The organism is Mycobacterium sp. (assembly GCF_965230835.1).
GTDB lineage: Bacteria > Actinomycetota > Actinomycetes > Mycobacteriales > Mycobacteriaceae > Mycobacterium.
In genome coordinates this window covers 3161078-3187480 of sequence record NZ_CBDDLW010000002.1, presented here as the reverse complement: position 1 = coordinate 3187480, position 26403 = coordinate 3161078, and the positions used below count along the sequence as shown (strand labels likewise).

The 26403-nt window shown below is 63.4% G+C and carries 17 protein-coding genes, 1 tRNA gene and 2 pseudogenes; 12 read left to right on the top strand and 8 right to left on the bottom strand.

What is annotated here, in order from left to right; genetic code table 11:
• The first annotated feature begins 111 nt into the window (after nt 1-111).
• Nucleotides 112-978 (top strand): LLM class flavin-dependent oxidoreductase, encoded by an 867-nt coding sequence (locus ACO07W_RS15080; RefSeq protein WP_421846027.1) that lies wholly within the window; start codon nt 112-114, stop codon nt 976-978.
• Nucleotides 979-1015: 37 nt separating this feature from the next.
• Here ACO07W_RS15080 and ACO07W_RS15075 read toward each other — a convergent pair whose 3' ends face one another.
• Nucleotides 1016-2983, bottom strand: coding sequence for a fumarylacetoacetate hydrolase family protein (locus ACO07W_RS15075; RefSeq protein ID WP_421844360.1), 1968 nt, complete (start codon nt 2981-2983; stop codon nt 1016-1018).
• Nucleotides 2980-5274, bottom strand: a complete 2295-nt coding sequence (locus ACO07W_RS15070; RefSeq protein ID WP_421844358.1) for an ATP-dependent DNA ligase — start codon at nt 5272-5274, stop codon at nt 2980-2982. The genes ACO07W_RS15075 and ACO07W_RS15070 overlap by 4 nt, the downstream gene beginning before the upstream one ends.
• Nucleotides 5275-5587: 313 nt before the next feature.
• Here ACO07W_RS15070 and ACO07W_RS15065 point away from each other — a divergent pair, with 313 nt between their 5' ends.
• The 3 genes from ACO07W_RS15065 to ACO07W_RS15055 all read left to right on the top strand — a co-directional run bounded on the left by ACO07W_RS15065 (nt 5588) and on the right by ACO07W_RS15055 (nt 10218).
• Nucleotides 5588-6412: a Ku protein gene (locus ACO07W_RS15065; RefSeq protein WP_421844356.1), complete on the top strand. Its 825-nt coding sequence runs from the start codon at nt 5588-5590 to the stop codon at nt 6410-6412.
• A 202-nt stretch (nt 6413-6614) separates the two neighbouring features.
• On the top strand, nt 6615-7730 hold the full coding sequence (gene pstS, locus ACO07W_RS15060; RefSeq protein WP_421844354.1) for a phosphate ABC transporter substrate-binding protein PstS: 1116 nt from the start codon (nt 6615-6617) through the stop codon (nt 7728-7730).
• A gap of 385 nt (nt 7731-8115) precedes the next feature.
• Complete coding sequence (locus ACO07W_RS15055; protein WP_421844352.1) at nt 8116-10218, top strand: serine/threonine-protein kinase PknD; 2103 nt, start codon at nt 8116-8118, stop codon at nt 10216-10218.
• An 18-nt stretch (nt 10219-10236) separates the two neighbouring features.
• Here the strand turns inward: ACO07W_RS15055 and pstA are convergent, their stop codons facing one another.
• From pstA to pstS (ACO07W_RS15040), 3 genes are read right to left on the bottom strand one after another with little or no spacing between them, the layout of a single operon-like run.
• A complete protein-coding gene (pstA, locus tag ACO07W_RS15050; RefSeq protein WP_421844350.1) occupies nt 10237-11151 on the bottom strand; it encodes a phosphate ABC transporter permease PstA in 915 nt (304 codons plus the stop codon).
• Nucleotides 11152-11158: 7 nt separating this feature from the next.
• Nucleotides 11159-12157, bottom strand: a complete 999-nt coding sequence (pstC, locus tag ACO07W_RS15045) for a phosphate ABC transporter permease subunit PstC (RefSeq protein WP_421844348.1) — start codon at nt 12155-12157, stop codon at nt 11159-11161.
• Between the two features lie 12 nt (nt 12158-12169).
• Entirely contained in the window at nt 12170-13282 is a 1113-nt protein-coding gene (gene pstS / locus ACO07W_RS15040; RefSeq protein ID WP_421846026.1) for a phosphate ABC transporter substrate-binding protein PstS, read from the bottom strand.
• A gap of 338 nt (nt 13283-13620) precedes the next feature.
• Between pstS (ACO07W_RS15040) and ACO07W_RS15035 the strand changes: the two genes are divergently transcribed.
• From ACO07W_RS15035 to ACO07W_RS15020, 4 genes and pseudogenes are all read left to right on the top strand, one after another.
• Nucleotides 13621-14412, top strand: coding sequence for an SDR family oxidoreductase (locus ACO07W_RS15035; RefSeq protein WP_421844346.1), 792 nt, complete (start codon nt 13621-13623; stop codon nt 14410-14412).
• Between the two features lie 25 nt (nt 14413-14437).
• Nucleotides 14438-15538 (top strand): diacylglycerol kinase, encoded by a 1101-nt coding sequence (locus ACO07W_RS15030; protein ID WP_421844344.1) that lies wholly within the window; start codon nt 14438-14440, stop codon nt 15536-15538.
• 83 nt (nt 15539-15621) lie between these two features.
• A complete protein-coding gene (locus tag ACO07W_RS15025; RefSeq protein WP_421844342.1) occupies nt 15622-16863 on the top strand; it encodes an Nramp family divalent metal transporter in 1242 nt (413 codons plus the stop codon).
• Nucleotides 16864-17568: pseudogene (locus ACO07W_RS15020) on the top strand (gamma-glutamylcyclotransferase); the annotation flags it as partial. It lies immediately after the preceding gene.
• A gap of 56 nt (nt 17569-17624) precedes the next feature.
• Here ACO07W_RS15020 and ACO07W_RS15015 read toward each other — a convergent pair.
• Nucleotides 17625-18899 (bottom strand): IS256 family transposase, encoded by a 1275-nt coding sequence (locus ACO07W_RS15015; RefSeq protein WP_421840071.1) that lies wholly within the window; start codon nt 18897-18899, stop codon nt 17625-17627.
• A 112-nt stretch (nt 18900-19011) separates the two neighbouring features.
• Between ACO07W_RS15015 and ACO07W_RS15010 the strand changes: the two are divergent.
• The 4 genes and pseudogenes from ACO07W_RS15010 to ACO07W_RS14995 form a co-directional block, all read left to right on the top strand.
• Nucleotides 19012-19410 (top strand): annotated as a pseudogene (locus ACO07W_RS15010) (poly-gamma-glutamate hydrolase family protein); the annotation flags it as partial.
• A gap of 109 nt (nt 19411-19519) precedes the next feature.
• Nucleotides 19520-19595, top strand: a tRNA-Arg gene (locus ACO07W_RS15005).
• Between the two features lie 303 nt (nt 19596-19898).
• The gene (locus tag ACO07W_RS15000; protein WP_421844340.1) at nt 19899-21620 is read left to right on the top strand and encodes an AMP-binding protein; all 1722 of its coding nucleotides are present in this window, start codon (nt 19899-19901) and stop codon (nt 21618-21620) included.
• 11 nt (nt 21621-21631) lie between these two features.
• Nucleotides 21632-22258 carry a GAP family protein gene (locus ACO07W_RS14995; protein ID WP_421844338.1) on the top strand — a complete coding sequence of 209 codons (627 nt, stop codon included), beginning with the start codon at nt 21632-21634 and terminating at the stop codon, nt 22256-22258.
• 13 nt (nt 22259-22271) lie between these two features.
• Here the strand turns inward: ACO07W_RS14995 and pe are convergent, their stop codons facing one another.
• Complete coding sequence (gene pe / locus ACO07W_RS14990) at nt 22272-23396, bottom strand: acyltransferase PE (RefSeq protein WP_421844336.1); 1125 nt, start codon at nt 23394-23396, stop codon at nt 22272-22274.
• Complete coding sequence (locus ACO07W_RS14985; RefSeq protein WP_421844334.1) at nt 23393-26371, bottom strand: RND family transporter; 2979 nt, start codon at nt 26369-26371, stop codon at nt 23393-23395. The genes pe and ACO07W_RS14985 overlap by 4 nt, the downstream gene beginning before the upstream one ends.
• Between the last annotated feature and the right edge of the window lie 32 nt (nt 26372-26403).

The window sequence follows — 26403 nt, the reverse complement described above, 5'->3', positions numbered from 1 at the left end:
CCGGAATGAGCCATCGAAGCCGCCCACTGCCCCACCGGGCCCCTGTCCCCGGTACCGATAGAACACGTTCTAGTGTCGAAGGAAGACCCCTTCGAAGAAAGTAGGGATAGCGTGCGGTTCAGCTATGCGGAGGCCATGACCGACCCAGCGTTCTACATCCCGCTGGCTAAGGCTGCTGAAGCGGCTGGCTACAGCAGCATGACAATTGCCGACAGCCTCGCTTATCCGTTCGAGTCCGACGCGAAGTACCCATACACACCCGACGGCAACCGCGAATTCCTGGAAGATAAGGAAATCATCGAGACTTTCATTTTGGCGGCAGCGCTGGGCGCCGTGACAACGACGCTGCGGTTCAACTTCTTCGTCCTTAAGCTGCCCGTGCGGCCGCCTGCCCTGGTAGCCAAGCAGGCGGGGTCACTCGCGGCGCTGATCGGCAACCGGGTTGGCCTGGGCGTGGGAACCAGCCCATGGCCAGAGGACTACGACCTAATGGGTGTCCCATTCGCTAAGCGCGGCAAGCGAATCGACGAATGCATAGAGATCGTGAAGGGCCTTACAACCGGCGACTACTTCGAGTTCCACGGCAAGTTCTACGACATTGCCAAGACGAAGATGACCCCGGCACCCACTAAGCCCATTCCGATCCTGGTCGGTGGTCACGCCGACGCCGCACTGCGCCGCGCTGCGCGCGCGGACGGCTGGATGCACGGCGGCGGCGACCCGGCGGAGCTTGACCGGCTGATCACCCGGGTGCAGCAGTTTCGCCAGGAAGAGGGTAAAAGTGAGCCATTCGAGATTCACGTGATCTCGCTGGACAGCTACACCGTCGATGGCATCAAGCGACTCGAGGAAAAGGGCGTTACAGACGTGATCGTAGGTTTCCGAAACCCCTACATCATGGGATCCGACCCTGAGCCACTGCACACCAAGATTCGTCACCTCGAGAAGTTCGCCAACAAGGTGATCGCGAAAGTCTGAGTCCTGCACAAGGCGCGCCCCTTCGAGGGCCCTCTTTTCAAGACTGCCGACGCGCCAACCATTCGGCTTGCATGACTAACAGCGCCATAGGCTCCGGTCGCGGCATGTCCGGGTCGAGTTCGCGATAACGCTGATAAACATTGACGACGATTCGTTCGGCGTCTAGCCAGGTGGCGTATTCACCGAGATCGATAGTCTCGGCAGCCTCCACAAAGGACAGACCTTTGCGGTATGCGGCCTCGGCTTGCTCGGCGACGTGAACGAAGTAGCCTCGCACAGAACGGATTCCATCTGGATCGGTGACCGGACCATGACCGGGAACCACTGTGGGCGCATCCAATGCGATCATCGTGTCGCACGCCGCGATCCAGTTAGCGATCGGGCCCGCCCAGACAATCGGTGTGCAACCGATAAACAACAGATCCCCGGCGAATAGCACCCCGGCGTCTGGAACATGGACAATCGAATCAGCGGCGGTGTGAGCTGGTCCGAGGTTCAATAGATCAACTCGCCTACCGCCGACATCGATGGTGAGTTCGCGATCAAATGCCTGATCCGCGTTGCGCAGCTTGATACCGCTGAAGTCGAAGTGCCCGAAACGGTCTCGGACGAACTTTGTGGCGATTGGCCCGAGGTCGACGGTCTGGATCATCCGCAGCCGGTCGGCTGCAGTCTCGCCGGCGATCTCATCGGCGGTGCCCTGGGCCGCGATCACCCGCACCGAACGATCCAGCAATTGGTTGCCGTACATGTGGTCACCATTGGAGTGCGTGATGAGCGCGTCAGTAATGGGTGCCCGATCGGTGATCGGCCGCATCGCGGCCAGCATCTCACGGGTCAGCGCTAAGTCGAACAGGGTGTCGACCAGGAGCGACGCGCCATCTCCCGCGACCAGCCCTGCATTGCTCCAGCCGTATCCACCGTCCGGCAATGTCCACGCCCACACCCGGTCTGCGATGTCGTGGAGTCCGCGGGTGTAAGGCACCTGCGCCGGCGCCGGGTTGACCCGGGCCGCCCCAGGCGCGGCGTCCGGATTAGCCCGAGGAGCTAAGGGATATGGCGGCGGGGTCGCGCGTACCGTCTGACGCGTCTGCCCTAGGACCTCTACCTTGAGGGTGACCACGTCGCCGTCTTGCAACCACCCCGGGAAGGAACTCGGTTCCCTCAGGTGCTCAATGAGGGTGCAGGTAGGCACCGTCCCGGAACCGAAAACATCGCCGGGGTACAACGTCACTCCCCGCGATGCATAGGAGATGACCTCGCCGAAACTCCAATCCATCGATCCGGTCGAGCCCGAACCGATCACGGTGTCGTTGACCAACGCCGTCACCTGCAGACACAGCTTGCCGTCACGACGGCACGACTCCAGCTCGTCAGGTGTAACTAGATACGGCCCCAACGTGACTCCACTGTCTTTGCCCTTGGCTTGGCCGATGCGCAACTGGCCATCAAGCCGCTGCAGGTCACGGGCAGACCAATCGTTGAATATCGTGTAGCCGATGATCGCCTGTTCAGCCTGCTCCACCGACAGGTCCTTGAGCTCCCGGTCGCCGGCACCTATCACGGCCGCGACCTCCAATTCAAAATCTTGCCAAGCACTTCCGGGTGCCATTGGCGCAACGTCGTAGGGGCCCAACACAGTTGATGGACACGCGAAATAGAACGCCGGGACGCGGTACCAGGTGTCGACCAGCACCCGACCTCCCCCCGTCGCTTCCTGGCAGTTGCGCATGTGGTCGAGAAAACACGATGAGTCACGGATCGATGGAGGACGCGGGATAGGCGGCGCCAGCGACACCTCTTCGAGGTCAACCACGGCGGCCGGCGACCGCAGTGCCTTCGCTCCGGCTTCGCGCAGACCGTCAGCACCGCGATTGATCAAGTCGAGGAGGACCACGCCCGGCGGCATCGCATGGATCACGTCACCGGAGAGCACTCCGACCCGTTCGCCCGCTGAGCTCTGATTCGGGCCAGAATCGACACTTCGATACGTCACCCACTTCATTCGCACTCCACCTCACTAGCTTGCTTATCCGATCGCAGTCCGCGCCAACTCGGTTGGCGCAGTCGATTGTCCGGGGTCCATTCGCTGTAGCGCACTTCGCCCACCAACGTCGGACTCACGAACGTCACACCCTCCGCGTCGCGACCGGAAAGCGAGCTAACGAACGGGGATTCGTCGGAACGCAACAGGTTCAGTGTCGTCGCGAGGCTGGCTCGGTCATGTTCGGTGAATCCAGTGCCGACCCGACCGACGAAACGTAACCCGCCGGGGCCGGGGATGCCCAACAACAGCGCGCCGATACCGCCGCTTCGCCTACCCGCACCGGCTCGCCAGCCGCCAATGACGACTTCCTGGGTGTGCCAGTGTTTGTCTTTGACCCACGACGCAGAGCGCCGACCCGGCTGATAAGTTGAGTCGCGTCTTTTGGCGACCACACCCTCCCATCCGCGTTCGCGCGAGCACTCAAGCGCTTGTTCTCCGTCGCCGGCCAGCAACCCAGGAACGACGAGTTCGCTTGCGCGACTGAGAGTTTCCAACAAAGCGCGGCGGTCTCGGTAGCTCGCCCGGAGCAGCGAACGGCCATCCAAATAGAGTAGGTCGAACGCCCAGAAATCCAGGCGGGCGTTGGGACCGCGGTTCTGCATCTCGCTGAAATTAGGCACGCCGGACTGGTCGAGCGCAACGGCCTCGCCGTCGAGCACGACATGATGATCAACGAGATCAGCCGCTAGCGATTGCAGCCACGGATATTCATCGCTGACATCGCGTCCGCTGCGCGACCGGAGCCTCATAGTCCCTCGGTTTGCTTCGACCAGCAGCCGAAAGCCGTCCCACTTGCCCTCGAACGCCCATTTGTCCGCTTTCAGAACCGCCACCGAACCATGTGTCGCGAGCATGGGGGCCAGCGTGTCGAACTCGAAGACCTTTTGGTCCTTCATGCGGTGCACCAGCCACTGATCGTGGTTGGTTCGAATCAACGCATAGCGCCCGGAAACGCGGGTGCCGCGCAGGTAGACGATGATTTCGTCGTCGCGGAACTTCTCGGTGTCGTAGGTTCCGGAGTCCCAAACCGTCACGGTGCCGGCACCGTATTCCCCGCGGGGGATCTCGCCCTCGAAAGTGGCGTATTCCAGTGGATGGTCCTCGGTGCGTACCGCCAGATGGTTCACCGATGCGGTGCCCGGCAAGTTCTTCGGCACCGCCCACGAAACAAGCACACCGTCGCGTTCTAGCCGGAAGTCGTAATGCAGCCGGCGCGCATGGTGCTCTTGAATGACAAACGTAGCGTCATGGCCACCAGCTGGTGTTGCTGGTCTAGCCGAAGGTACCGGCTCGGGCGTCTTGGACCTGTCGCGCATGCTGCGATACTTGGTCAGCCGGTCCGGCACACCGGCGTCCACGGCATCGAGCGGCGCGAGCAGATCGCCATCGCGGGCGACTCGGGCCAGCACCTCGCCGTAGCTGAGCTGGTCGAGCGTAGGGTCGTCGAGCTCCTCCCAGGTACGTGGCGCTGCGACCGTCGGATGCTCGCGTCCCCGCAGCGAATATGGCGCAACGGTGGTCTTCGATCTGGTGTTCTGGCTCCAGTCCAATAACACCTTCCCAGCCCGTAGCCTCTTGGCCATAGTCGACGTGACCAACGCGGGCATCGTCTTTTCCAGTTGCTGTGCGACGCGTCGAGCCAGCAGTGCGGCGCCCTCCGGACTCACTGGTTCCTCCAGCGGTGAATAGAGATGCAGCCCCTTGCTACCACTGGTCACCGGATAAACGGTCAACCCGATGTCGACGATCAGATCCCGCACAGCGCGCGCTACCTCGACCAGCTGGACCATCGTCACGCCGTCACCTGGGTCCAAGTCGAACACCAACCGCGTAGCCTGCCCCGTTCTTAGAACACCGGTTTGGGGGTCAGCGACCAAACGCCACTGCGGCACATGCACTTCCAGTGCTGCCTGTTGCGCGATCCAGGCCAGTGCGGTCGCGCTGTCGATGATCGGATAGACAATCCGGCCGGACCGGTGCTCAAGACCTGCCCGCGGCAGCCAGGCCGGCGCTGACGAAGCCAGCTGCTTTTCGAAGAATGACGCTTGGTCGACGCCGTTGGGCCAGCGCTTGCGTGTAGCCGGACGACCCGCAACGTGCGGGACCATCACCTCGGCGATGCGGGTGTAATAGTCGAAGACGTCGGCTTTGGTGGTCCCAGTCGCCGGATACAGCACTTTGTCGGCCCTGGTCAGCTTCACCCGCGGACCGTCGACCTCGCCCGGAGGCCAGACCTGCGCCACACCCACTCTGTCAACGTACCTGTCGATATGGAACGCGGGCTGGTAGCCGGGTGCGCAAGGTCTGCGGCTATGGCAAAGAGTTTGGCGTAGAACTTGTTCCGGGAAGCAACACCGGTCGACAGCCGCCTACACCGGCCCAGACCTGCTCACTCGAGCGACCCCACCGGTCCCCGACGACCCTATGGATGCCGCGTAGCCAATCGGACACAACAACACTAGTGGCCTTCATCCTGCGCATCTCGGAGCCAAAACCCACTTCTGGCTAAGCACAGGACGCGTATCGCTATCAACCCACCCCGGTTGTGGGCATACTGACTCCATGCGCTCCATCTGGAAAGGCTCAATCGCCTTCGGGCTGGTAAACGTGCCGGTCAAGGTATATAGCGCCACCGCGGACCACGACATCAAGTTCCATCAGGTACACGCCAAGGACAACGGCCGCATCCGATACAAGCGCGTATGCGAAGCATGTGGCGAGGTCGTCGAATACGGTGACCTCGCTCGCGCTTACGAATCCGACGCAGGCCAGCTGGTGGTAGTCAACGACGACGACATCGCGGCCTTGCCCGAGGAACGAAGCCGCGAGATCGAGGTACTAGAATTCGTACCGGCCGACCAAATCGACTCGATGATGTTCAATCGCAGCTACTTTTTGGAGCCGGATGCGAAATCATCTAAATCGTATGTGCTGCTGGCCACAACGCTCGCCAAGACGGATCGGTTGGCGATTGCGCATTTCACGCTCCGCAACAAGACCCGGCTAGCCGCCTTGCTCGTCAAGGAAATCGGCAAACGAGAGGTGCTGGTACTGCACACCTTGCTATGGCCGGACGAGATCCGCGACGCGGACTTTCCCGTGCTAGACAAGCAGGTAGAGATCAAACCAGCCGAGCTCAAAATGGCCGGCCAGGTGGTGGAATCAATGGCTGATGAGTTCAATCCGGACCGTTATCGAGACACCTACCAGGATCAGCTGCAGGAGTTGATCGATGCGAAGCTCAAAGGTGGAGAAGCGTTTACCGCCGAAAACCAGCCAGCCGAGCTGGACGAGACCGAAGATGTTTCCGATCTGCTCGCTAAGCTGGAGGCCAGCGTGAAGGCCCGTTCCGGCCGCGCCGGGGGCCATTCGCGCGGCAACACGTGACCGACAAGCACGTTATTGAGCCGAATTGCCTACCCAGTCGCTCTCCGCGCGCCGTATCCGGCGCCCGGCACGCGCCGGGCCGGGCCAGCTACCGGTGCTGACCACCGAAGAAGCAGCCGGTGTCCATCCTGATTCGACACCCACCTCATTCGAAAAGTGACGTAAGCTCAGGCTGCCGAACCCGATTCTTCGGAGGAGCCCTGTGAGATTCACTCGATCTGTCGCTGCCTTGAGCGTGCTCGCTACCGCCATGCTGGTTTTTTCAGCATGCGGCGGCAATTCCGACAGCACGCCGTCGACGGGATCTCCCGCCCCCATTGTGCCGGTGGACTGCGGGGGCAAGAAGAAGATCTTGGCGGCCGGCTCAACTGCGCAAAAACACGCTATAGAACAATTCGTCTACGCCTACATCCATGCGTGCCCAGGCCACACACTGGACTACAACGCAAATGGCTCCGGCGCCGGAATGAAGGCATTCCTGGAAAACCGGATTGACCTAGCCGGCTCCGATTCTCCGATGAATCCATCGAAAGGTGAACCGGACCGGGCCGCGGAGCGCTGCGGGTCACCCGCGTGGGACTTGCCAGTCGTGTTCGGCCCGATCGCGATTACTTTCAACATCCAGGGCGTGAGCACGCTGCACCTGGACGGACGCACAGCGGCCAGCATCTTTAACGGCACCATCACAACGTGGGACGATCCGGCGCTCAAGGCAATCAACAAGGGAACCGACCTGCCTTCTACGCCTATTCACGTCGTCTTCCGCAGCGACCAATCCGGGACCACCGACAATTTCCAGAAATACCTCGATGCCGCATCAAACTGGGCGTGGGGCAAGGGCACCGGTCAGACTTTCCACGGCGGCGTCGGCGAAGGAGCCCGAGGCAACGACGGCACGTCACAGGCATTGAAGAAGACCGACGGTTCGATCACCTACAACGAATGGTCGTTCGCGGTAGGCCGTCAGTTGAACATGGCCCAGATCATCACATCGGCGGGCCCCGAACCAGTTTCAATCACTGCCGCATCGGTCGGTAAGACGATCGCAGGAGCAAAATTCAGTGGTCAGGGCAATGACCTGGTAGTGGACACATCTTCTTTCTACCGGCCGACTCAGCCCGGCGCCTACCCGATCGTGCTTGTTACCTATGAAATTGTCTGCTCGAAGTACCCCGATGCCCCGACTGGCACTGCGGTAAGAGCGTTTATGCAGGCGACAATCGGTGACGGCCAAATCGGTTTGGACGAATACGGATACATTCCGCTACCAAAATCTTTCCAATCGAAGTTGGTCCCGGTGGTGAACTCGATCGCCTGATTTCACGCCGCCGCGGGCACCCATCAACGCCACGAGACTCGTTGCGCCCCGGGCGGGTCAACCAACGGCACGACCCAACATGCGCTGCGGCAATGGCTCCACGAATCCCGAAGGGAGCGAGCGACTTCAGAGTGCCCCTGGTTTGCTGGCTTGCGCCCACGCGGCAGCAGAATAGCGCGGTGAGGTTTGCAAGCTGCGTTACTCGCTCGTGATTCAAAATTCACTGAAAAGTGTATGAGTTGGTTGTGGCCTGCTCCTCGGAGGATTTACCGTGTGTTAACCCCCAATCTCGGCGGGGCCCAATGGTCAGCGCCGAGAACGGAGGCACTCCGGTGGCCGTCTGCGGCCGGCGAGATCGAGTGGCCAGACGAAGGGAGCGTCGACGGTGAGCGACACCGAACCGGGTTCGCGGGTGGGGTCGCGCTTTGGGCCATACCAGCTGCTGCGAATGATCGGCCGCGGCGGTATGGGCGAGGTCTACGAGGCCGAGGACACCCGCAAGCACCGGGTGGTGGCACTGAAGCTGATCTCCACGCAATTCTCCGATAACCAGGTGTTTCTAGCGCGAATGCAACGCGAGGCCGACACCGCCGGACGGCTGACCGAACCACACATCGTGCCGCTGCATGACTATGGCGACATCGACGGCCAGTTCTATGTCGAGATGCGCTTGATCGACGGAATCTCGCTGCGCGCGATGCTTACCCAATACGGTCCGCTGATCCCCGCACGGGCAGTTGCCATCGTGCGTCAAATCGCCGCCGCACTCGATGCGGCGCACGGGAGCAGCGTGACCCACCGCGACGTCAAGCCAGAAAACATCCTGGTAGCCAGCAACGACTTCGCCTATCTGGTGGATTTCGGTATCGCCCGCGCCGCCTCCGACCCTGGTCTGACCCAAAGCGGTATGGCCGTCGGGACCTACAACTACATGGCCCCGGAGCGCTTCACCGGCGACGAGGTGACCTATCGCGCCGACATCTACGCTCTTGCCTGTGTGCTGGGCGAGTGTTTGACGGGGGCGCCGCCCTATCGAGCCGACAGCGTCGAGCGACTGATCGCCGCGCACCTCATGGATCCGGCACCGCGACCCAGCGAGATTCGCCCCGGCAGGATTCCGGCGGCTCTCGACCAGGTGATCGCCAAGGGCATGGCCAAAAACCCCGAGGAGCGCTACGTCAGCGCCGGAGATCTTGCCATCGCCGCCCACAGCGCACTGACTGCCCCTGAGCAGCGTCAAGAAGCCACGATCCTACGACACGGTGACAATGCCAGTTTGATGGCCAACGCCGCTGACACCGGTTCGGTGGGCTGGACCACCTACACAGGCTTGAGCGCCGAACCGTCGACTGCGCAAGCCGTGGGGCCACCGCACTATTTCACCCACGACGAGACCGTAGCGCAGCCGGTGCCGGCAACGACTGGCAGCCAACCAGCGGACTTAGACCCGGCCGACCAGTGGACTCAAGCGGCCCCCATCCCCACCGCAAGCAACTGGCTCAGCCAATCTGGGATCGCGTCGCCAGTCGGCCAGGAGGTCAATTCCGGCGCGCCGGCAGCGGTCCGAGAATCAGCGGGGCCTGAACCGTCTACCCAGCCCCGTGACAAGCGAAAGATTCAGTTACTTGCCGGCGCCGCGGTGTTCCTTCTCATCGCGGCCATCAGTGTCACCGGTTACCTGGTGACGCATCTGGTGATACACCACTCGGGTTCATCGGAAGCGGCAGGTGAAGTTGTGCTGCCATTCACCGGGCTCAACTTCCGGCTCTCACCGGGTGGGGTTGCGGTCGACCGCACAGGCACCGTGTTCGTGACCAACCAGGGCATGTACGGCCGGGTGGTGACATTGCCGGCCGGGTCCCGTAATCCCACGGTGAAGCCCTTCAACGGGCTCTATGAGCCGCAAGGCGTGGCCGTGGACTCTTCCGGCAAGATCTACGTCACCGATTTCAACAACCGAGTGGTGGCGTTGGCTCCCGGTTCGAACAATCAGGTTGAGCTGCCGTTCACCGGGCTCGACTACCCCGAGGGTCTGGCGGTGGACGCGCAAGGCAGCGTGTATGTCGCAGACCGCGGCAACAACCGGGTGGTGAAGCTCGCGCCCGGGGCGACCAAACAGACGGTACTGGGATTCAATGGCCTCAAGCACCCCGACGGGGTAGCCGTAGACGACGACGGCAATGTGTACGTCACTGACACCGACAACAGCAGAGTGCTCAAACTAGACGCTGGGACACACAACCAGACGGTGCTACCGTTCGCCGGTCTCACTGCCCCGTGGGGAATCACCGTGGACACCTCCGGCACCATCTATGTCACCGGGCACGACAACAATGTTGTGATGAAGTTGGAGTCGGGGGCGACCGCCTCGACCAAGCTGCCGTTCACCGGACTCAACACGCCGCTTTCAGTAGCGGTGGACAAGGATGGGAACGTGTACGTCGCCGACCGAGGCAATGGCAGGGTGTTGAAGCTGGCGCAGGACTGAACGAGCGACCGGCGCCAATCAGCGGCGCCGGGTTGCCACGAATCGAATCGCCGCGGCGGTCAGGTTGATTGTGGCCACAATGATGATCAAGGTCAGCGCCGCACCCCACACGCGCAGGAATCCCGCGCGCTCAGGATTGGTCAATTCGGTGTAGATCAGCAGCGGCAGCGAGGCCATATTGCCCTCAAAGACGTCGAAATTGATGGAGCGGCTGTACCCAACGAGCACCAGCACCGGTGCGGTCTCACCGATGACGCGTGCGATCGACAACAAAATGCCCGATACGATGCCCGGCATCGCGATGGGCGCGACGATCCGCACGACTGTCTTCCACTTCGCAACACCCAACGCATAGCTGGCTTCCCGTAGTTCGTCGGGCACCAACCTGAGCATCTCCTCGGTGGACCGCACCACCACCGGCAGCATCAGCAGCACCAACGCCAACGCCACCGCGAAAGCGCTCTGCTGAAATCCCAGCGTGGCGATCCACAAGCTGAAAATGAACAGAGCCGCCACGATCGAGGGGACTCCGGCCAGCACATCGACCATGAAGGTGGTCACGCGCGCCATGCGCCCAGCGCCGTATTCCACCAGATACACCGCGGTCATCAAGCCGAGGGGCACAGCCAGCAGGGCAGCCACACCGGCTTGCGCCAGCGTTCCGTATAGCGCGTGGTAGACCCCGCCGGCAAATTCCTCCGGCAACACGCCTCGCAACGAATGACTCCACCAGTCCGGCCGGGTGACTGCATACCAACCCCGGGCGATCACAACCCCGAGCAGCCAAATCAACGGGACCAGGGCGACCGCGAACGAGGTGAAGAAGAGAGTCGTCGCGACGTTGTTTTTGATTCGCCGCCAGAGCCCCAGCGGACGAAACACCTCCGGCTTGACCGGCTTATCGAGGGCATCAATGCTCATGGGCGGCACCACCGGCAGCTCACCCGTTGACCTTCCCGCCGGCTATCGCGCGAGCGGCCGCGTTGACCAAAAAAGTGAGGACAAACAGCGCGAAACCCGCGGATATGTAGGCGCCCGTGGGCAACGGCTCACTGAATTCAGAAGCGGCCGACGCGATCTTGGAAGCAAATGTGTAACCGCCGTCGAACAGCGACCAGCTACCTGGCCGGGCAGCAGAGCGCAAAATGATCAGCACCGCCACGGTCTCCCCCAGAGCACGACCCAAACCCAGCATTGACGCCGCGATGACACCACTACGACCGAACGGCAGCACCGTCATCCGCACCACTTCCCACTTGGTGGCGCCAAGTGCCTGGGCTGCCTCGATCTGCATAGGCGGCGTCTGCCGGAAAACCTCTCGCGATACCGACGTGACGATCGGCAGGATCATCACCGACAGCACGATGCCCGCGGTGAAAATGGTGCCGCCGCCCGCCAACGACACGTTGCCTCGCTTGAACAAAAACAGCCAGCCCAGACTGCTGTTGAGGAACGTGGCGACCGGCTCGAGCTTCGGGGCCAGCACGAAGATCCCCCACAACCCGAAAATGATCGAGGGCACTGCAGCCAGCAGATCGACCATTCCGCCAAACGGACGCGACAACCTTTTCGGCGCGTATTGGGTGAGAAACACCGCGATACCGATCGCGACCGGTACGGCCAACACCAGCGCGCACATCGAACTCAACACCGTGACCATGAAAAGGTCGCGAATACCGAACGCCAGCTGCTCATCGTCGGCCGTATTGAATTCGGCGCTGGTAAAAAAGTTCGCCTGGTTCGCCAACAGAGACGGGATTGCTCGAACGAGCAGAAATACGGCGATCAACAGGATCGCGAGCACAATCGTTGTACCGGAGCCGGCCGCGACCAACTTGAACAACCGGTCACCGCGCCGCGCAGCACGCGCATCGCTGGCAACAAGCCCGGAGCTGATCCCGCTGGGGTCCGGCCGCCGGACAAGCGGTTCTCGGGCCATCACGACGTCAAATCACGCGATGTCGTTGACCGCAGTCGACAACCTCGACTTGAATTCCTTCGGGATGGGGACATATCCGTTCGCCCCCAGGCCATTCTGTCCAGCACCGATAGTGCTCTGCAGAAATGCCTTCACCGCAGTGCCGACCTGGGAGTCAGGATACTTCGAGCAGACAATTTCGTACGTCGCGAGCACGATCGGGTACGAGCCAGGCTTGGTGGGCCGGTAGAACGAGACCGTGTCGAGCACGAGGTCGTTGCCCTGCCCCGCAATGGTGGCCCCCGCGATCGTCTTACCGACCGATTCCGGACTGATCTCAACCGCCTCCGGACCGGCGGTGGTGATGATCTTGGCCATGTTCAGGTTGTGCGCCTGGGCAAACGACCACTCGTTGTAGGTGACAGACCCTTCAGTGCTGCTGATGGCCGCCGACGTGCCGTCGTTGCCCTTGGCGCCCTCGCCGACACCACCGGCGAACGACTTTCCAGCGCCTTTGCCCCAAGCGCCGTCGGAAGCCGCATCGAGGTATTTTTGGAAGTTGTCTGTCGTTCCGGACTCGTCGCTGCGGAACACGACGTGAATCGGCTCCGCGGGCAACGTTTCGCCGGAGTTCAGCGCCTGGATCGCAGGATCATTCCAGCTGGTAATAGCGCCATTGAAGATCTTGGCCAGCGTGGGACCGTCGAGACTCAGCGAATTCACTCCGTTGATGTTGAAGGTGACGGCGATCGGGCCGAAGACCACCGGCAGGTTCCACGCCGGGGAGCCGCAGCGATTCTGCGCAGCCTCGTACTCGTCGTTGCTCAGCGGCGAGTCTGAGCCACCAAAATCGGTTTGCTTACCGTTGAATTCGCTAATCCCGGCACCGGAACCGTTGGCTGTGTAATTCAGGGTCTGACCAGGACATGCTTGCTCGAACGCGTTGATGAATCGGGTCATCGCGTTGGCCTGCGCAGTCGAGCCACTCGCCTTGAGCGTCTTTTTGCCACCGCAACTCACATCCCCCGAGGACGCGCCTGTCGCGGTATCTTCGCCGTTCACATTCTGGTCACTACCACACGCCGACAGCACCAGGGCACCGGTTGCCAGCACACTGAGCCAAGCGCCAAATCGGTTGAGCTTCAATTCGGTTCCTTTGACGGTAGGGATGAAACACAACCGCCGCAGATATTTGCCGCGGCGGGCCAACCAGTCATGTTGCTCGCATCAATGAGGCTACATTAACAACACGTCCCAGCAACGGCGCCTTGACCGCCCCGGTGCGACGACATCGACCCACTCGCATCGCGCCAGTATTCGGGGTAGATCTTCAACTCCGACTGCTCTTTCGGAGGTCGCGATGAACCCGACGGGCGTTCCGCCCGTCATACCGTTGTGCCTAAAGTAGAACCTGTTACAGAAAGCCCGCCACCCGAGACGGCGAGGATTTTTGCCGCTTCGGCCAACACGGAAGCGAGGCCGCAATGATCCTCGATAAGTTCCGTCTCGACGACAAAGTCGCTGTCATCACCGGCGGCGGCCGCGGCCTAGGCGCAGCCATTGCCCTGGCGTTCGCCGAGGCTGGCGCCGATGTGGTCATCGCGTCGCGGACACAAACCGAACTCGACGCGGTGGCCGAACAGGTCGGCGCCATCGGTCGTCGAGCCCACACCGTCGCCGCCGACTTGGCCGACCCGGAAACGTCGGCCCAGCTGGCGTCCCAAGCGGTTGAGGCCATGGGCAAACTAGACATCGTCGTCAACAACGTCGGTGGCACCATGCCCAACACACTGTTGACCACCTCAACCAAAGACCTCCAGGAAGCGTTTACCTTCAATGTCGGCACCGCCCACGCGTTGACCGTTGCGGCAGCGCCATTGATGCTCGAGCACGCCGGTGGCGGCGCGGTTATCAACGTCAGCTCCACCATGGGCAGGCTGGCCGCGCGCGGCTTCGCCGCCTACGGAACCGCCAAGGCCGCGTTGGCGCACTACACTCGGCTGGCCGCACTGGACCTGTGCCCGCGCATTCGGGTCAATGCGATAGCACCGGGTTCGATTCTCACCTCCGCCCTGGATGTGGTGGCCTCCAACGACGAGCTACGCGCGCCGATGGAGAAGGCGACCCCGATGCGTCGCCTCGGAGACCCCGTCGACATCGCGGCAGCCGCACTGTATTTGGCATCGCCGGCCGGCAGCTTCCTGACCGGCAAAACTCTTGAGGTCGACGGCGGCCTCACCTTCCCGAACCTCGACCTACCCATCCCGGATCTGTGAACAACTAACGATTGAGGACCCAACCATGGCGATACCTGTCGTCCAGCTCGGCACCGGCAACGTGGGCATTCACTCCCTGCGAGCGCTCATCACCAACCCGGAGTTACAACTCACCGGCGTATGGGTTTCATCGGAGGCGAAAGCCGGCAAGGACGCCGCGGAACTCGCCGGACTTACCGAATCAACCGGAGTGCGAGCCAGCACCGACCTGGACGCCGTGCTGGCCACCGGGCCGAAATGCGCGGTTTACAACGCGATGGCCGACAACCGGCTTCCCGAGGCCCTAGCGGACTATCGAAAAGTCCTCGCTGCCGGCGTGAATATGGTCGGCAGCGGCCCGGTCTTCCTGCAATACCCCTGGCAGGTGATCCCCGAGGAACTCGTCAAACCGCTGGAAGACGCAGCACGCGAAGGCAATTCGAGCCTGTACGTGAGCGGCATCGACCCGGGTTTCGCCAATGATCTGCTGCCGCTGGCATTGGCGGGCACCTGCCAAAGCATCCAGCAGCTGCGCTGCATGGAGATCGTCGACTACGCCACCTATGACAGTGCTGTCGTCATGTTCGACGTCATGGGTTTCGGCAAGCCTATAGACGAGGTCCCCATGCTGTTGCAGCCTGGCGTACTGAGCCTGGCGTGGGGTTCGGTAGTCCGACAACTGGCTGCGGGCCTAGGCATTTCGCTCGATGAAGTCACCCAGAACCACGTCCGTATACCAGCACCGGAGGCCTTCGACATTTCCGCGGGGCACATCCCCAAGGGCAGCGCCGCGGCGCTGCGCTTCGAGGTGCTGGGAATGGTCGACGGCCGGCCCGCAGTCGTCTTGGAGCATGTCACTCGGCTACGCGAGGATCTGTGCCCCGATTGGCCGCAGCCTGCCGCACCTGGAGGTTCGTACCGCGTTGAGGTCACCGGCGAACCCAGCTACGCGATGGATATCTGTTTGAGCAGCCGCCGCGGCGACCACAACCACGCTGGCCTGGTGGCCACCGCGATGCGGATCGTCAATGCCATCCCGGCGGTGGTGGCAGCCGAGCCAGGAATCCGCACGACCCTTGAGTTGCCCCTGGTCACCGGTCGGGGGTTGTACGTTCCCGAAGACCTCGCGGATGACCCATCCGGTTAGGGTGCTGCCCGGGAGCGGGGCAAACCGTGGCCGCCCCCGATGACGGTCAGCTAGCGTCACCGTATTTTATTCGGTGCAATGAATTGAAAGTCGGTGAGTTGGCGCAGGACACCCACACGTCGCGCAAAACCAGCTGGTATCTGCTCGGGCCTGCGTTCGTTGCCGCAATCGCGTATGTCGACCCCGGCAACGTAGCGGCTAACATCAGCTCCGGTGCGCAGTTCGGTTACCTACTGCTATGGGTAATCGTCTCGGCCAACGTGATGGCCGGGCTGGTGCAATACCTATCGGCGAAGCTCGGACTGGTGACCGGCCGCTCATTGCCCGAAGCGATCGGGAAACGAATGGGTCGCCCGGCCCGGCTGGCCTTCTGGGCCCAGGCCGAAATCGTGGCGATGGCAACCGATGTGGCCGAAGTAATCGGCGGAGCCATCGCGTTACGCATCATGTTCGACTTGCCCCTGCCGATCGGTGGAATCATCACCGGGGTAATCTCGCTGCTGCTGCTGACTATCCAGGATCGTCGCGGCCAGCGCCTGTTCGAACGGGTCATCACTGGCTTGCTGCTGGTGATCGCCATTGGCTTCACGGCAAGCTTTTTCGTCGCGACGCCACCGCCGGATGCCGTCCTCACCGGCCTGGTGCCTCGCTTTCACGGAACCGAAAGCGTCCTGCTGGCGGCCGCGATCCTGGGCGCCACCGTCATGCCGCACGCCGTGTATCTGCATTCTGGTCTCGCCCGCGACCGGCATGGGCAGGTAGAAGCGGGACCGGTTCGGCGCCGGCTGCTGCGGGTCACCCGCTGGGACGTCGGACTGGCGATGGTGGTGGCCGGAGGCGTAAACGCCGCGATGCTGCTGGTTGCCGCGCTCAATATGCGCGGACACGGAGGCACCGCGTCGATCGAAGGCGCCTACGCCGCTGTCCACGACACCCTGGGAGCGACGATCGCAGTGCTATTCGCGATCGGATTGCTGGCGTCGGGGTTAGCGTCCACGTCGGTGGGCGCCTACGCCGGCGCAATGATCATGCAGGGGTTACTGCACTGGTCCGTCCCCATGGCAGTAAGACGCCTGATCACACTGTGCCCCGCGGTGGCAGTGCTGGCGATGGACCTCGACCCCACGCGCACACTGGTGCTATCTCAGGTGGTGCTGTCCTTCGGCATACCATTCGCAATCCTCCCGCTGGTCCGACTCACCAGCGACCCCGAAGTGATGGGGAACGATACCAACGATCGCATTACAACTGTTATTGGCTGGGTGGTCGCGGTGATGATTACCCTGCTAAACATGGCCCTCATTTGTCTGACAGTTGCCGAGTGAATGCCGGTCCGCCGGCATGCCTATTTCGCATACGGGTCAAATCTGTGTCCCCGGCAAATGGCGGCTCGCTGTCCGGACGCCAGTGATCCGCGGCCCGCGGTACTCAGCGATCACGACTGGCTGATCAATCAGCGCGGGGTAGCCACCGTCGAGCCGTTCGCCGGCAGCCAGGTGCACGGGGTGCTCTGGCGGATCTCCGACCACGACCTCACCGTCCTGGACAGTGCCGAGGGGGTCCCGGTGCGCTACCGACGGGACCGTCTGAACGTGCGCACCGACGGCGAGACGCTACCGGCATGGGTTTACATCGACCGCCGGGTGACCCCAGGTCCGCCCAGGTCGGAGTATCTGCCTCGGATCATCGACGGCGCCATCCAGCACGGGCTGCCGCAACACTGGATCGACTTTCTACACCGCTGGGATCCTGCGCAGTGGCCTCCCCTTACACCGCCTTCGACACCGTCCAAGCATTCGCCACAGTCACTCTCAGCGCTATTGGGCGAACCCGGAGTGATCGAGATCAGCCAAATACGTTCGCGTTTCGGCTTTCTCGCGATCCATGGCGGTGGCCTGGAACAGATGACCGACGTCATCGCCCAACATGCCGCCACGGCCGCAGCGGCATCGGTATACGTGTTGCGGCATCCAGACCGTTACCAGCATCACCTGCCGTCGGTCCGCTTCGACCCGGCCGAGTCGGCGCGGTGGTGGCGTCTTAGGACTGGTGTAAAAACGCTGGGCGCATGTTCCTGGTGGTCATGTTACGCGGCGGTGGTGTCGGTCGTGGTTGTTGTGGTGGGGGGATGCAGTGGGCGGGGTGGCTCGAGCAGTTGGTGGCGTAGTTCTTGGAGGTGGCGGCTGGTCGCTGATGTTTGGGTGACTCCGCGCCAGCCGCGGCTGGCGCGGTCGAGGACGGCCCATACCAGCGACAGACAGCTGGTTTCGCCGGGTAGGCGGCCGATGACCTTGACCCGGCGACGGGATTCTCCGAAGGTGCGTTCGATGAGGTTGGAATGGCGGATGCGTGTCCAGTGTTGGCGGGGGAAGCGCAAATGCACGCTCAGCGAGGCGAAGTCGTTGGCCAGGCAAGCGACCGCGGCTGGGTAGAGCCCGCGGTATGTGGTGGTGAACTCCTCGGCGCGGCGGGTGGCTTCATCCACGGCCTGCTGGCCGGGTGGCTGGTCAATGTCATCGAAGATCGACCAGAACGCGGCTTTGATCTCGTCCTGGACCGCGACAGGTGTCTTGGCGATGACGTTACGGCAGCGATGGATCAGACACCGCTGACGCAGGCTTGCCGGAAACGTGGTCTCCCATGCGGCGATCAGGCCCGGCGCCCCGTCGGAGATGCCCAGTAGCGGCGGGCGTAGTCCCCGGTTCCTCAGGTCAGCCAAGAAGTCGGCCCACGCATCAGCCGACTCCGCTGCGGCTGGGGCCAGCCCAATAAACAGGGGCTTGCCGTCGGTGCAGATGCCCCAGGCGGCCAGCACCGGCTCGGCCGGGGCGTTGGGATGCATCCGAAAGTTCGAGGCATCCAAGAACAGGTAGTCCAACACCAGCTCATCAAGGCGTCGAGACGACCACGCAGCGAACTCGTCTTTGATGGCCGCACAAATCCGGCTCACCGTCGAGCGCGACAACGCCGCCTGCGAGCCCAGCACCTCGGCCAACGCGGCCTCGATGTCGCGATCCGACAAACCGCGCACCCATCCCGAAATCACCAACGCCTCCAGAGCGTGGGTGCGCGTCACCCCGGCACCGAATAGCCGCGAACAGAACCGCTCGTCGGTGTCGCGTAGTTTCGGGCGGCATAATTCGACCGAGCCCATCGTGGTCTTCACCGTCGCCGGCGGTTGATACCCATTGCGGTACCCGCCCGGGCCGTCCTGAACCCGACGCTGGTGACGGGCTCGGCCCAACACTGCTTCTACCTCGGCCTCCACGGCGACCTGAAACACCAGACGCACCGATAACCGCCCGACCTCCTCCAAAATCTCGGTCAACGGCCGCTCGGTCGCGGCGAACAACTGATCCATCTCAACACGCACACGCTCAATCGGCGATACTCGCTTGGTCACGGGCGTAGCCCCTCCTTCATAGCTTTCGTCGGTTGCGACGGAACCTACGCCCGTGACCATTTACACCAGCGATGAGACGCGACCGGCGCGGTTGGCCGAATTCCTCAACCACGTCGACTTCGCGGTCTCGCTGCACGGCTACGGGCGCATTGGGCGCAGTACGCAGCTGCTGGCCGGCGGTCGCAACCGGATGCTCGCGAACCATCTGGCCCGACACATAACACTGCCCGGCTATCAGGTCGTGACCGATCTGGACGACATCCCGCAGGAGCTGCGGGGACTGCATCCGGACAACCCGGTCAACCGGGTACGCGAAGGCGGTACACAGCTGGAACTATCAGTTCGCGTTCGGGGCCTCACCCCCGGCAGCCCGCTGCCCGATGCGGACGGCCTGACACCTATCACCGCCGAGTTGGTCCGTTGCCTGGTCAACGCGGCTCATTCCTGGCAGCTGCAAGCGAATCGTTGAACCGTGCAACACGCCGCATCGGCCGCATCCGGCGGCGGACCGCGAGATGCACCCGCCGGCCGCTGCTGGCGCCGACGCCAACCTGCGTCCCGGTAAGCTCGGCCCGTCCGCCCTCGTAGCTCAGGGGATAGAGCACGGCTCTCCTAAAGCCGGTGTCGCAGGTTCGAATCCTGCCGGGGGCACCAGATAGTCTGCAGTTCAAATGCTGTATCTAGGCTACCTTTTTATTTTCCGTGCCACCTGTGTGCCATTGCAATCGTATCGGGAGTGCGTGGGAGCGTGTGCGTTCTGCGCCCACCTGCAGCACGCCACATCGACCTGCAAGCATTACAACCGTCAATCAACCGATTGGCCACAAAGAAGGAGCGCAAGCCCCCACGCGCTCACCCTGCGTGAGGCACCAACCACCGCTTCGCGCTCACTTTTACGTGAGGCACCTCGCACCAGGGCCCGGCACGGTTCATATGACCGTTGAGTAGCCTGGCGAAGTGCCGAACGTCTCAATCCTGTCCGTGCTGCGCGAACGCGCTGGTCTGACACCAGACGACGTCGCGTTCACGTTCACCGACCATGAGCGGGATTGGAACGGTATCGCCGAGAGTCTGACCTGGTCACAGCTTTACCGCCGGACCCTGAACGTCGCACGGGAGATGAGCCGGCACGGGGATCCCAGCGATCGTGCCTTGATCATCGCACCGCAGGGATTGGCCTACATCGTCGCGTTCCTGGGGGCCATGCAGGCCGGGTTCATCGCCGTCCCGCTGTCGGTGCCCGTGCCGGGATCGCATGACGAGCGGGTCGGCGCAATCGTGACCGACACGTCGCCGACGGTCGTGCTGACCACGTCCGCGGTGTTCGAAGTCGCCGCGCAGTATGTGGACGACGGTGCCGCGGTGATCGCCACGATCGCGGTGGACATGCTGGATCTCGACGCGGCCGTGGCCGGCGACGACGAGATTCCCGACGGCCCGGACATCGCCTACCTGCAGTACACCTCGGGGTCGACGCGGCTGCCGGCCGGGGTGATGATCTCGCACCGCAACCTGCACGCGAATTTCGAACAACTGATGGCCGAATACCTGGCGCACTACGGCGGGGCGTTTCCCCCAGGGACCAGCCTGGTCTCGTGGCTGCCGTTCTACCACGACATGGGACTGATGCTGGGGATCGCTGCACCCATCCTGTCCGGGCACCCGGCCGACTTGATGAGCCCGATCGCGTTCCTGACCCGCCCGGTGCGTTGGTTGCAGGCCATGGCCCGGCAGGACAAAGCCTGGTCGGGCGCGCCCAACTTCGCGTTCGACCTCACCGCACGGCGCACCACCGACGACGAACTGGACGGCCTTGATCTGAGCCGGGTGATCGGCATCATCAACGGAGCCGAACGCATCCATCCGGAAACCCTGGTCAAGTTCAACGAACGCCTCGGCCCCGTCGGGTTCCGCCCCGAGATGATGGCGCCGTCCTACGGTCTGGCCGAGGCGACGGTCTACCTCGCCAGCGGCGGCGCGAACCGAGTCCCCGAAGTCGTCGACTTCGACGCCGACGAACTGTCCCAGGGCATGGCCGTTCGCAAAACTGGTGGCACACCGTTGCTGCGCTACCAGCTGCCGGCCTCACCGCTGGTGCGAATCGTCGACGCCGAAACCTGCCGCCTGTGTCCGGACGGCACCGTCGGCGAGATCTGGACGCACGGCGAGAATGTCTCGGCCGGCTACTGGCGCAAACCCGAACAGACGGGGTCGGCATTCGGCGCGACGCTGATCGACCCACCCGGGGATGACCCCGCCATCCTGGAGCACGGCTGGCTTCGCACCGGCGATCAGGGCTTCATCTCCGAGAACGAGCTGTTCATCTTGGGCCGCATCAAGGACATGCTGATCGTGCGGGGGCGTAACCACTACTCCGAGGACATCGAAGCGACGGTGCAGAAGATCACCCGCGGCCGGGTGGCCGCCATCGCGGTGTCCGACGAGCAGACCGAGACCCTGGTGACCGTCGTCGAGCTCAAGAAGCGCGACGACGCCGACGCGTACACCGCGGTGAAAAACGATGTGATCGCCGCGATTTCGCGGGCACATGGTTTGCAGGTGGCCGACATCGTGCTGGTGGAGCCGGGCACGATCCCGACCACCACCAGCGGCAAGGTCCGCCGGGCGGCTTGCGTCGAGCAGTACCGCCAGGATCAGTTCGTGCGGTTGGACGCGTAGCCGATCAGCTGATGTGGTTCACCCTGCTGGTGATGGCTGCCGCAGTCAGTCTGGAGCCGTTTCGCATCGGGATGTCGGTACTGATGCTGAATCGGCCCCGGCCCCATCTACAGCTTTCGGCCTTCTTGTGCGGCGGGTTCCTGATGGGCCTGACCGTGGGTGCGCTGGTGTTGTTCGCGCTGGAATCCCGGATCCCCGCGTCGGCTCACTTCACCCTGCCCAGAGTGCAGATCGTCATCGGGGTGCTGGCCCTGCTGGCCGCGGCGTTCCTGGGGGTCACACGGGGTCGCGACCGTACCCCACCGGCGTGGCTGACCCGTCTGCTCGACGGTCAGTCACTGTGGATCGCCGGTATCGCCGGCCTGGGCATCGCGCTGCCCTCGGTCGACTACCTGGCCGTCATCGCGGTGGGCGCGGCCACGTCCGGCGCCCGCCTCGGCGCGCTGGTGATGTTCAACGTGATGGCCTCCGCCCTCGTGGAGGTCCCGCTGCTGGCCTATCTGGTGGCGCCGCAGCGCACCCTTGCGGCGATGACCGCGTTGCACGGCTGGATCCGTGCGCGGCGACGTCGTGAGGTCGCTGTGCTACTGGCTGTGGTGGGTGTCGTGTTGCTGACCGCGGGCCTGCTCGGCGTGTGAACCGCCCGCTGCCTCAGTGCGCGCTCGGGCCGTGATTCAACACGTACTGCGCGCCGGCGAGGAGCTGCGACAGCGGATCGGCGCCACCGCCGAAGGCGGCCTGGGTGGCCGGCGCGGTGATGGCCGCGGGGTCGTAGCCGTTCACCGGATCCACCTCGATCGGCGCGGTCAGCGGGTCGTCGTTGCGCGAATATCCGGAATCCACCATGGGTTTCAGCACCGCGTCCAGCTTGTTCAGGGTGGCCTCGTCCACGCCGAGATATTTGAACGGCAAGACCAGCGGCAGGTGTTGTTCGGGGATCAGGTACGTCGTCGTCTTGGCTCCCCTGGAGTTGACGGCCGTCCGGATGTTCTGCGGCGGCACCATGCTCGGGTTGGTGAACGCGACGGCCGTATGCCCGGTCGCCAGGCCCACGACCGCGTTGGCGACCGCCATCCAGTTGTCCTGCCGGTCCGGCCAGTCGGCGATGCTGTCATATGCGGAGACGAACCGGTAGGAGTCGTACTGGCTCTCCACACGGGGTGGGATCTTGTAGTCGAGTGCCGGAACGACGCTGCCGACCGGGAAGTTCTGGGCCAGGAAGCTCGCGCCGAAGGCGTGCGGGGCGATCGGATCGCCATAGGTGGCGAAGGACAACTGATCCGGCGGCGGGGCGTTGGGATCGGTGGCCAGCCGGTTCTGCACGGCGTTGAGCACCATCGCACCTTCGGACAGTCCGATCGCGGTCCCGGGACCGCCCGCGCGGATCGCCGCCAGGACGTTGCCCTCCCCCTCGTCGACCGACTCGCCGATGCTCGGACCGTCCAGGCCGAGGCCGGGGAAGTTGTCATCGAGCCTGCCGATGCCTGGGAACAGCCGCTCCAGCGTGTGGCCCTGCACCTGGCCGGCGGGATAGTCGACGATCTGCCGGTCCAGGCCGGGGAACCAGTCCGCGCCGGTGCGCCGGATGTACTCATCGTAGGGGATGCCCAGAACGTGAGCGCCGCCGAGGGCATATCCCCGGCCAGGCGTTCCCAGCGGGGTAGGCGTGGGACCGTCGCCCTGCGACCCGCCGGGCGACGGCTGGTCGGCGGTGGCGACGCCCGCGGTCGCACACACAGTCAGCAGTGTGGTCACTGCAGCGACTAGCTTCTTCATGCCTTACCGCTCCCCTGTGATGTCACCCGTGACGGCCACCAGTTCGCCTTTCCGACCAGCGTAGCCATCGCGGGCACGGTGACCGTCCGGACCAGGAAGGTGTCCAGCAGGATCCCCACACTAATGACGAACCCGCCCTGCACCACGGTACCAATACTGGAGAACAGCAGCCCCCACATTGAGGCGGCGAAAATCACGCCCGCCGCGGTGATGACTCCCCCGGTCGACGACAGCGTCCGGATGACCCCGTAGCGGATACCGCCCGGTGACTCGTCGCGCAGACGCGAAGCGAACAACAGGTTGTAGTCGGCTCCCACCGCGACCAGGACGACAAAGGCCAACGGCGGCACGGTCCAGTGCAGCTGCTGGTGGAAGATGTACTGGAAGGTCAAGACACCGATGCCGAGCGCCGCGAAATACGAAAGCACCACGGAACCAACCAGATACAGCGGTGCGATGACGGCACGTAGGAGAAGCATCAACGTCAGCAGCACCACGATCATGGTGACCGCGATGATGAATCGGATGTCCTTCTGGTAGTAGTCGCGGGTGTCTCGAAGCGCGGCGGGATACCCGCCCATGGAGATGGTGGCGTCCGACAGGGTGGTGTTCGGCTGCGCCCCCCGGGCAGTGGCGCTGACGGCATTGACCTGATCCATCGCCGCGGGGCTGAACGGGTCGAGCTTGGTGAGCACTAGATACCGCACCGAGTGCCCGTCGGGCGAGATGAACATCTTGGCGGCCATCTTGAAGTCGGGCAGTTGCAGCACCTCGGGCGGAATGTTGAACCCGGCCATCGAGGGAATCGCGGTGTCCTGCTTGAGCGACAGCAGGAATGCTGCGGCCTGATCGAGCCCGGTTTGCATCAGCTTGATCTGGTCGACCACCTCGCCGACACCGTTGGCCACTTCCCGGCTCCCGCTGGCCACGCGGTCGGCACCTTGGCGCAATTTGATGGTACTCGCCCTGGCGCCGCCGGGTGAATCCAGCCCCATCATGTGCATCACCTTCGTGAGCCTGCCGAAAGCGGTGCTCAGCTGGTTCAGAGCGTCGTTGAGCGATTGCTTGTCCTGAATCGACTGCAGTTGCCCGGCCAAATCGTCGATCTCGTCGAGGGTCCCGTCGTTACGCGCGTCGACAAGTTGCTGGAAGTGGCCCCGAGTCTCGGCACAGGACGGGTCGAGATCGCAAACCGCATTGCCGTGCAACGCCACCAACACCGGCCCCACCCAGGCGAACAGATCCTTGACCGCCTGGATGTTGATGCCCATGGAGTTGCCGAGCCGGTTGATCGCATTGACGAGCTTGGCCGCGGTTTCGACATTCTTGACCAGCTTGTCGCCGCCGTATTGGCCGCGGATCGCGGTGAATGCGTCAACCATCCCCTGGACGCTGGTGGCGATCTGGGTGACCTGGCCGCGCACATCACTCAGGTTGTTGGCCAGCGTGTCAGCGCCGCCGGCGAGCCGATTGAGGTCGTCCATGTTGTCGGCGATCACCACCGAGCCGTCGCTCAACCGATCACCGACCAGACCCGCCTGATAGGTGGCCCTGAACTCTTTGGGCACCTCGCCCATCGGTCGGGTGATACCGCTGACCATCGCGATGTTCGGCAGTTGGCTGATGCGTTCGGCCATCTGCTCCAGATCCGCTAGTGACTGCGGGTTGCGCAGGTCGTGGGGCGAGCGGACCAGGACATAGGAGGGGATGGACTGGTTGAGGTCGAAATGGCGTTCCAGCGCCGCATACCCGACTGAGCTCGGGTCACCCGGTGACACCGCCTTGCGGTCGTCGTAGTTGTATCGCGCCAACCCCGCACAACTGGCGAGCAGGATCAGGATCAACACGCTCGCCACCAGATGGACCCGCGGCCGTCGCACGATGCGGATTCCGGACCGCCGCCACCATCGGGCGGTCAGCTCGCGCCCCGGTGTGATCCAGCCGCGCGGCCCGGCGAGGACGATGATGGCCGGCAGCAGCGTGAGCGCGGCGAGGAATGCCACCCCGACCCCGACGGCCGAAGACACGCCGACGGTCGAGAAGACTCCCATCTTCGCGAAGCTGATCCCGAGGAAGGTGATTCCGATCGTAGCGGCAGACGCGGTGATCACCTTGCCCACCGAGGTCAACGCCTGCCGTACCGCCTCGTCGGAGCTTTCACCGCGCCGTACATAGTCGTGGTAGCGGCTGATCAGGAATACCGCGTAATCCGTTCCCGCGCCAGCGATCATCGCGCTCAGGAGGATGATGGCCTGGTTCGATACCCCCAAGCCGGTCAGCTGGGACAGCCCGGCCACCACCGACTGCGCGATCACCAGGGATATCCCGATCCCGATCAGCGGCAACAGCATGGTGATCGGGTTGCGGTACACCACGAGAAGGACGACGAGAACCAGAACGGCGATCGCGATCTCGATCGGTAACCGGTCACGTTGGCCGGCGACGGTCAGATCGGCCACGGTGGCCGCCGGCCCGGTCAGATGCACGTCCAGTGGACTGCCCGCGGTGTTCTGTTTGACGATATTGGCCACCCGGTTGTAGGCGGCATAGGACTGCGGGGTGCCCAACGCGCCCGCAAGCCCCACCGGAACCACCCAGGACTTGTTGTCCTTGCTCGTCAAAAATGAACGCAGCGCCGGGGTTTGGACGAAATCTTGCAGCATCACGACGTCGTGCTGGTCTTCCCGCAGCGCGCCGACCAGCTTGCGGTACGTCGCTTCGTGGGCAGAACTCAGACCGCGCTCATCGGTGAGCACCACCAGCAGCAGGTCGTCGCCGCCGGGCTCGGAGAATGCTTCGGTCATCTGCCAGGCGGCGACACTGGACGGGGCGTCGCCGGGCAGCATGGCGAGCGGATGCTTCTGGGCCATGTCGTTCAGACTCGGGAACGTCAGGGGGAGCGCCACCGCCAACGTAACCCAGAGCCCGATCACCGCCCAGGGCCATCGCACCACAAAATCGGCTAGCCGTCGCACTTTGTCTTCACCTAGCTGTCCTCACCCGTGTT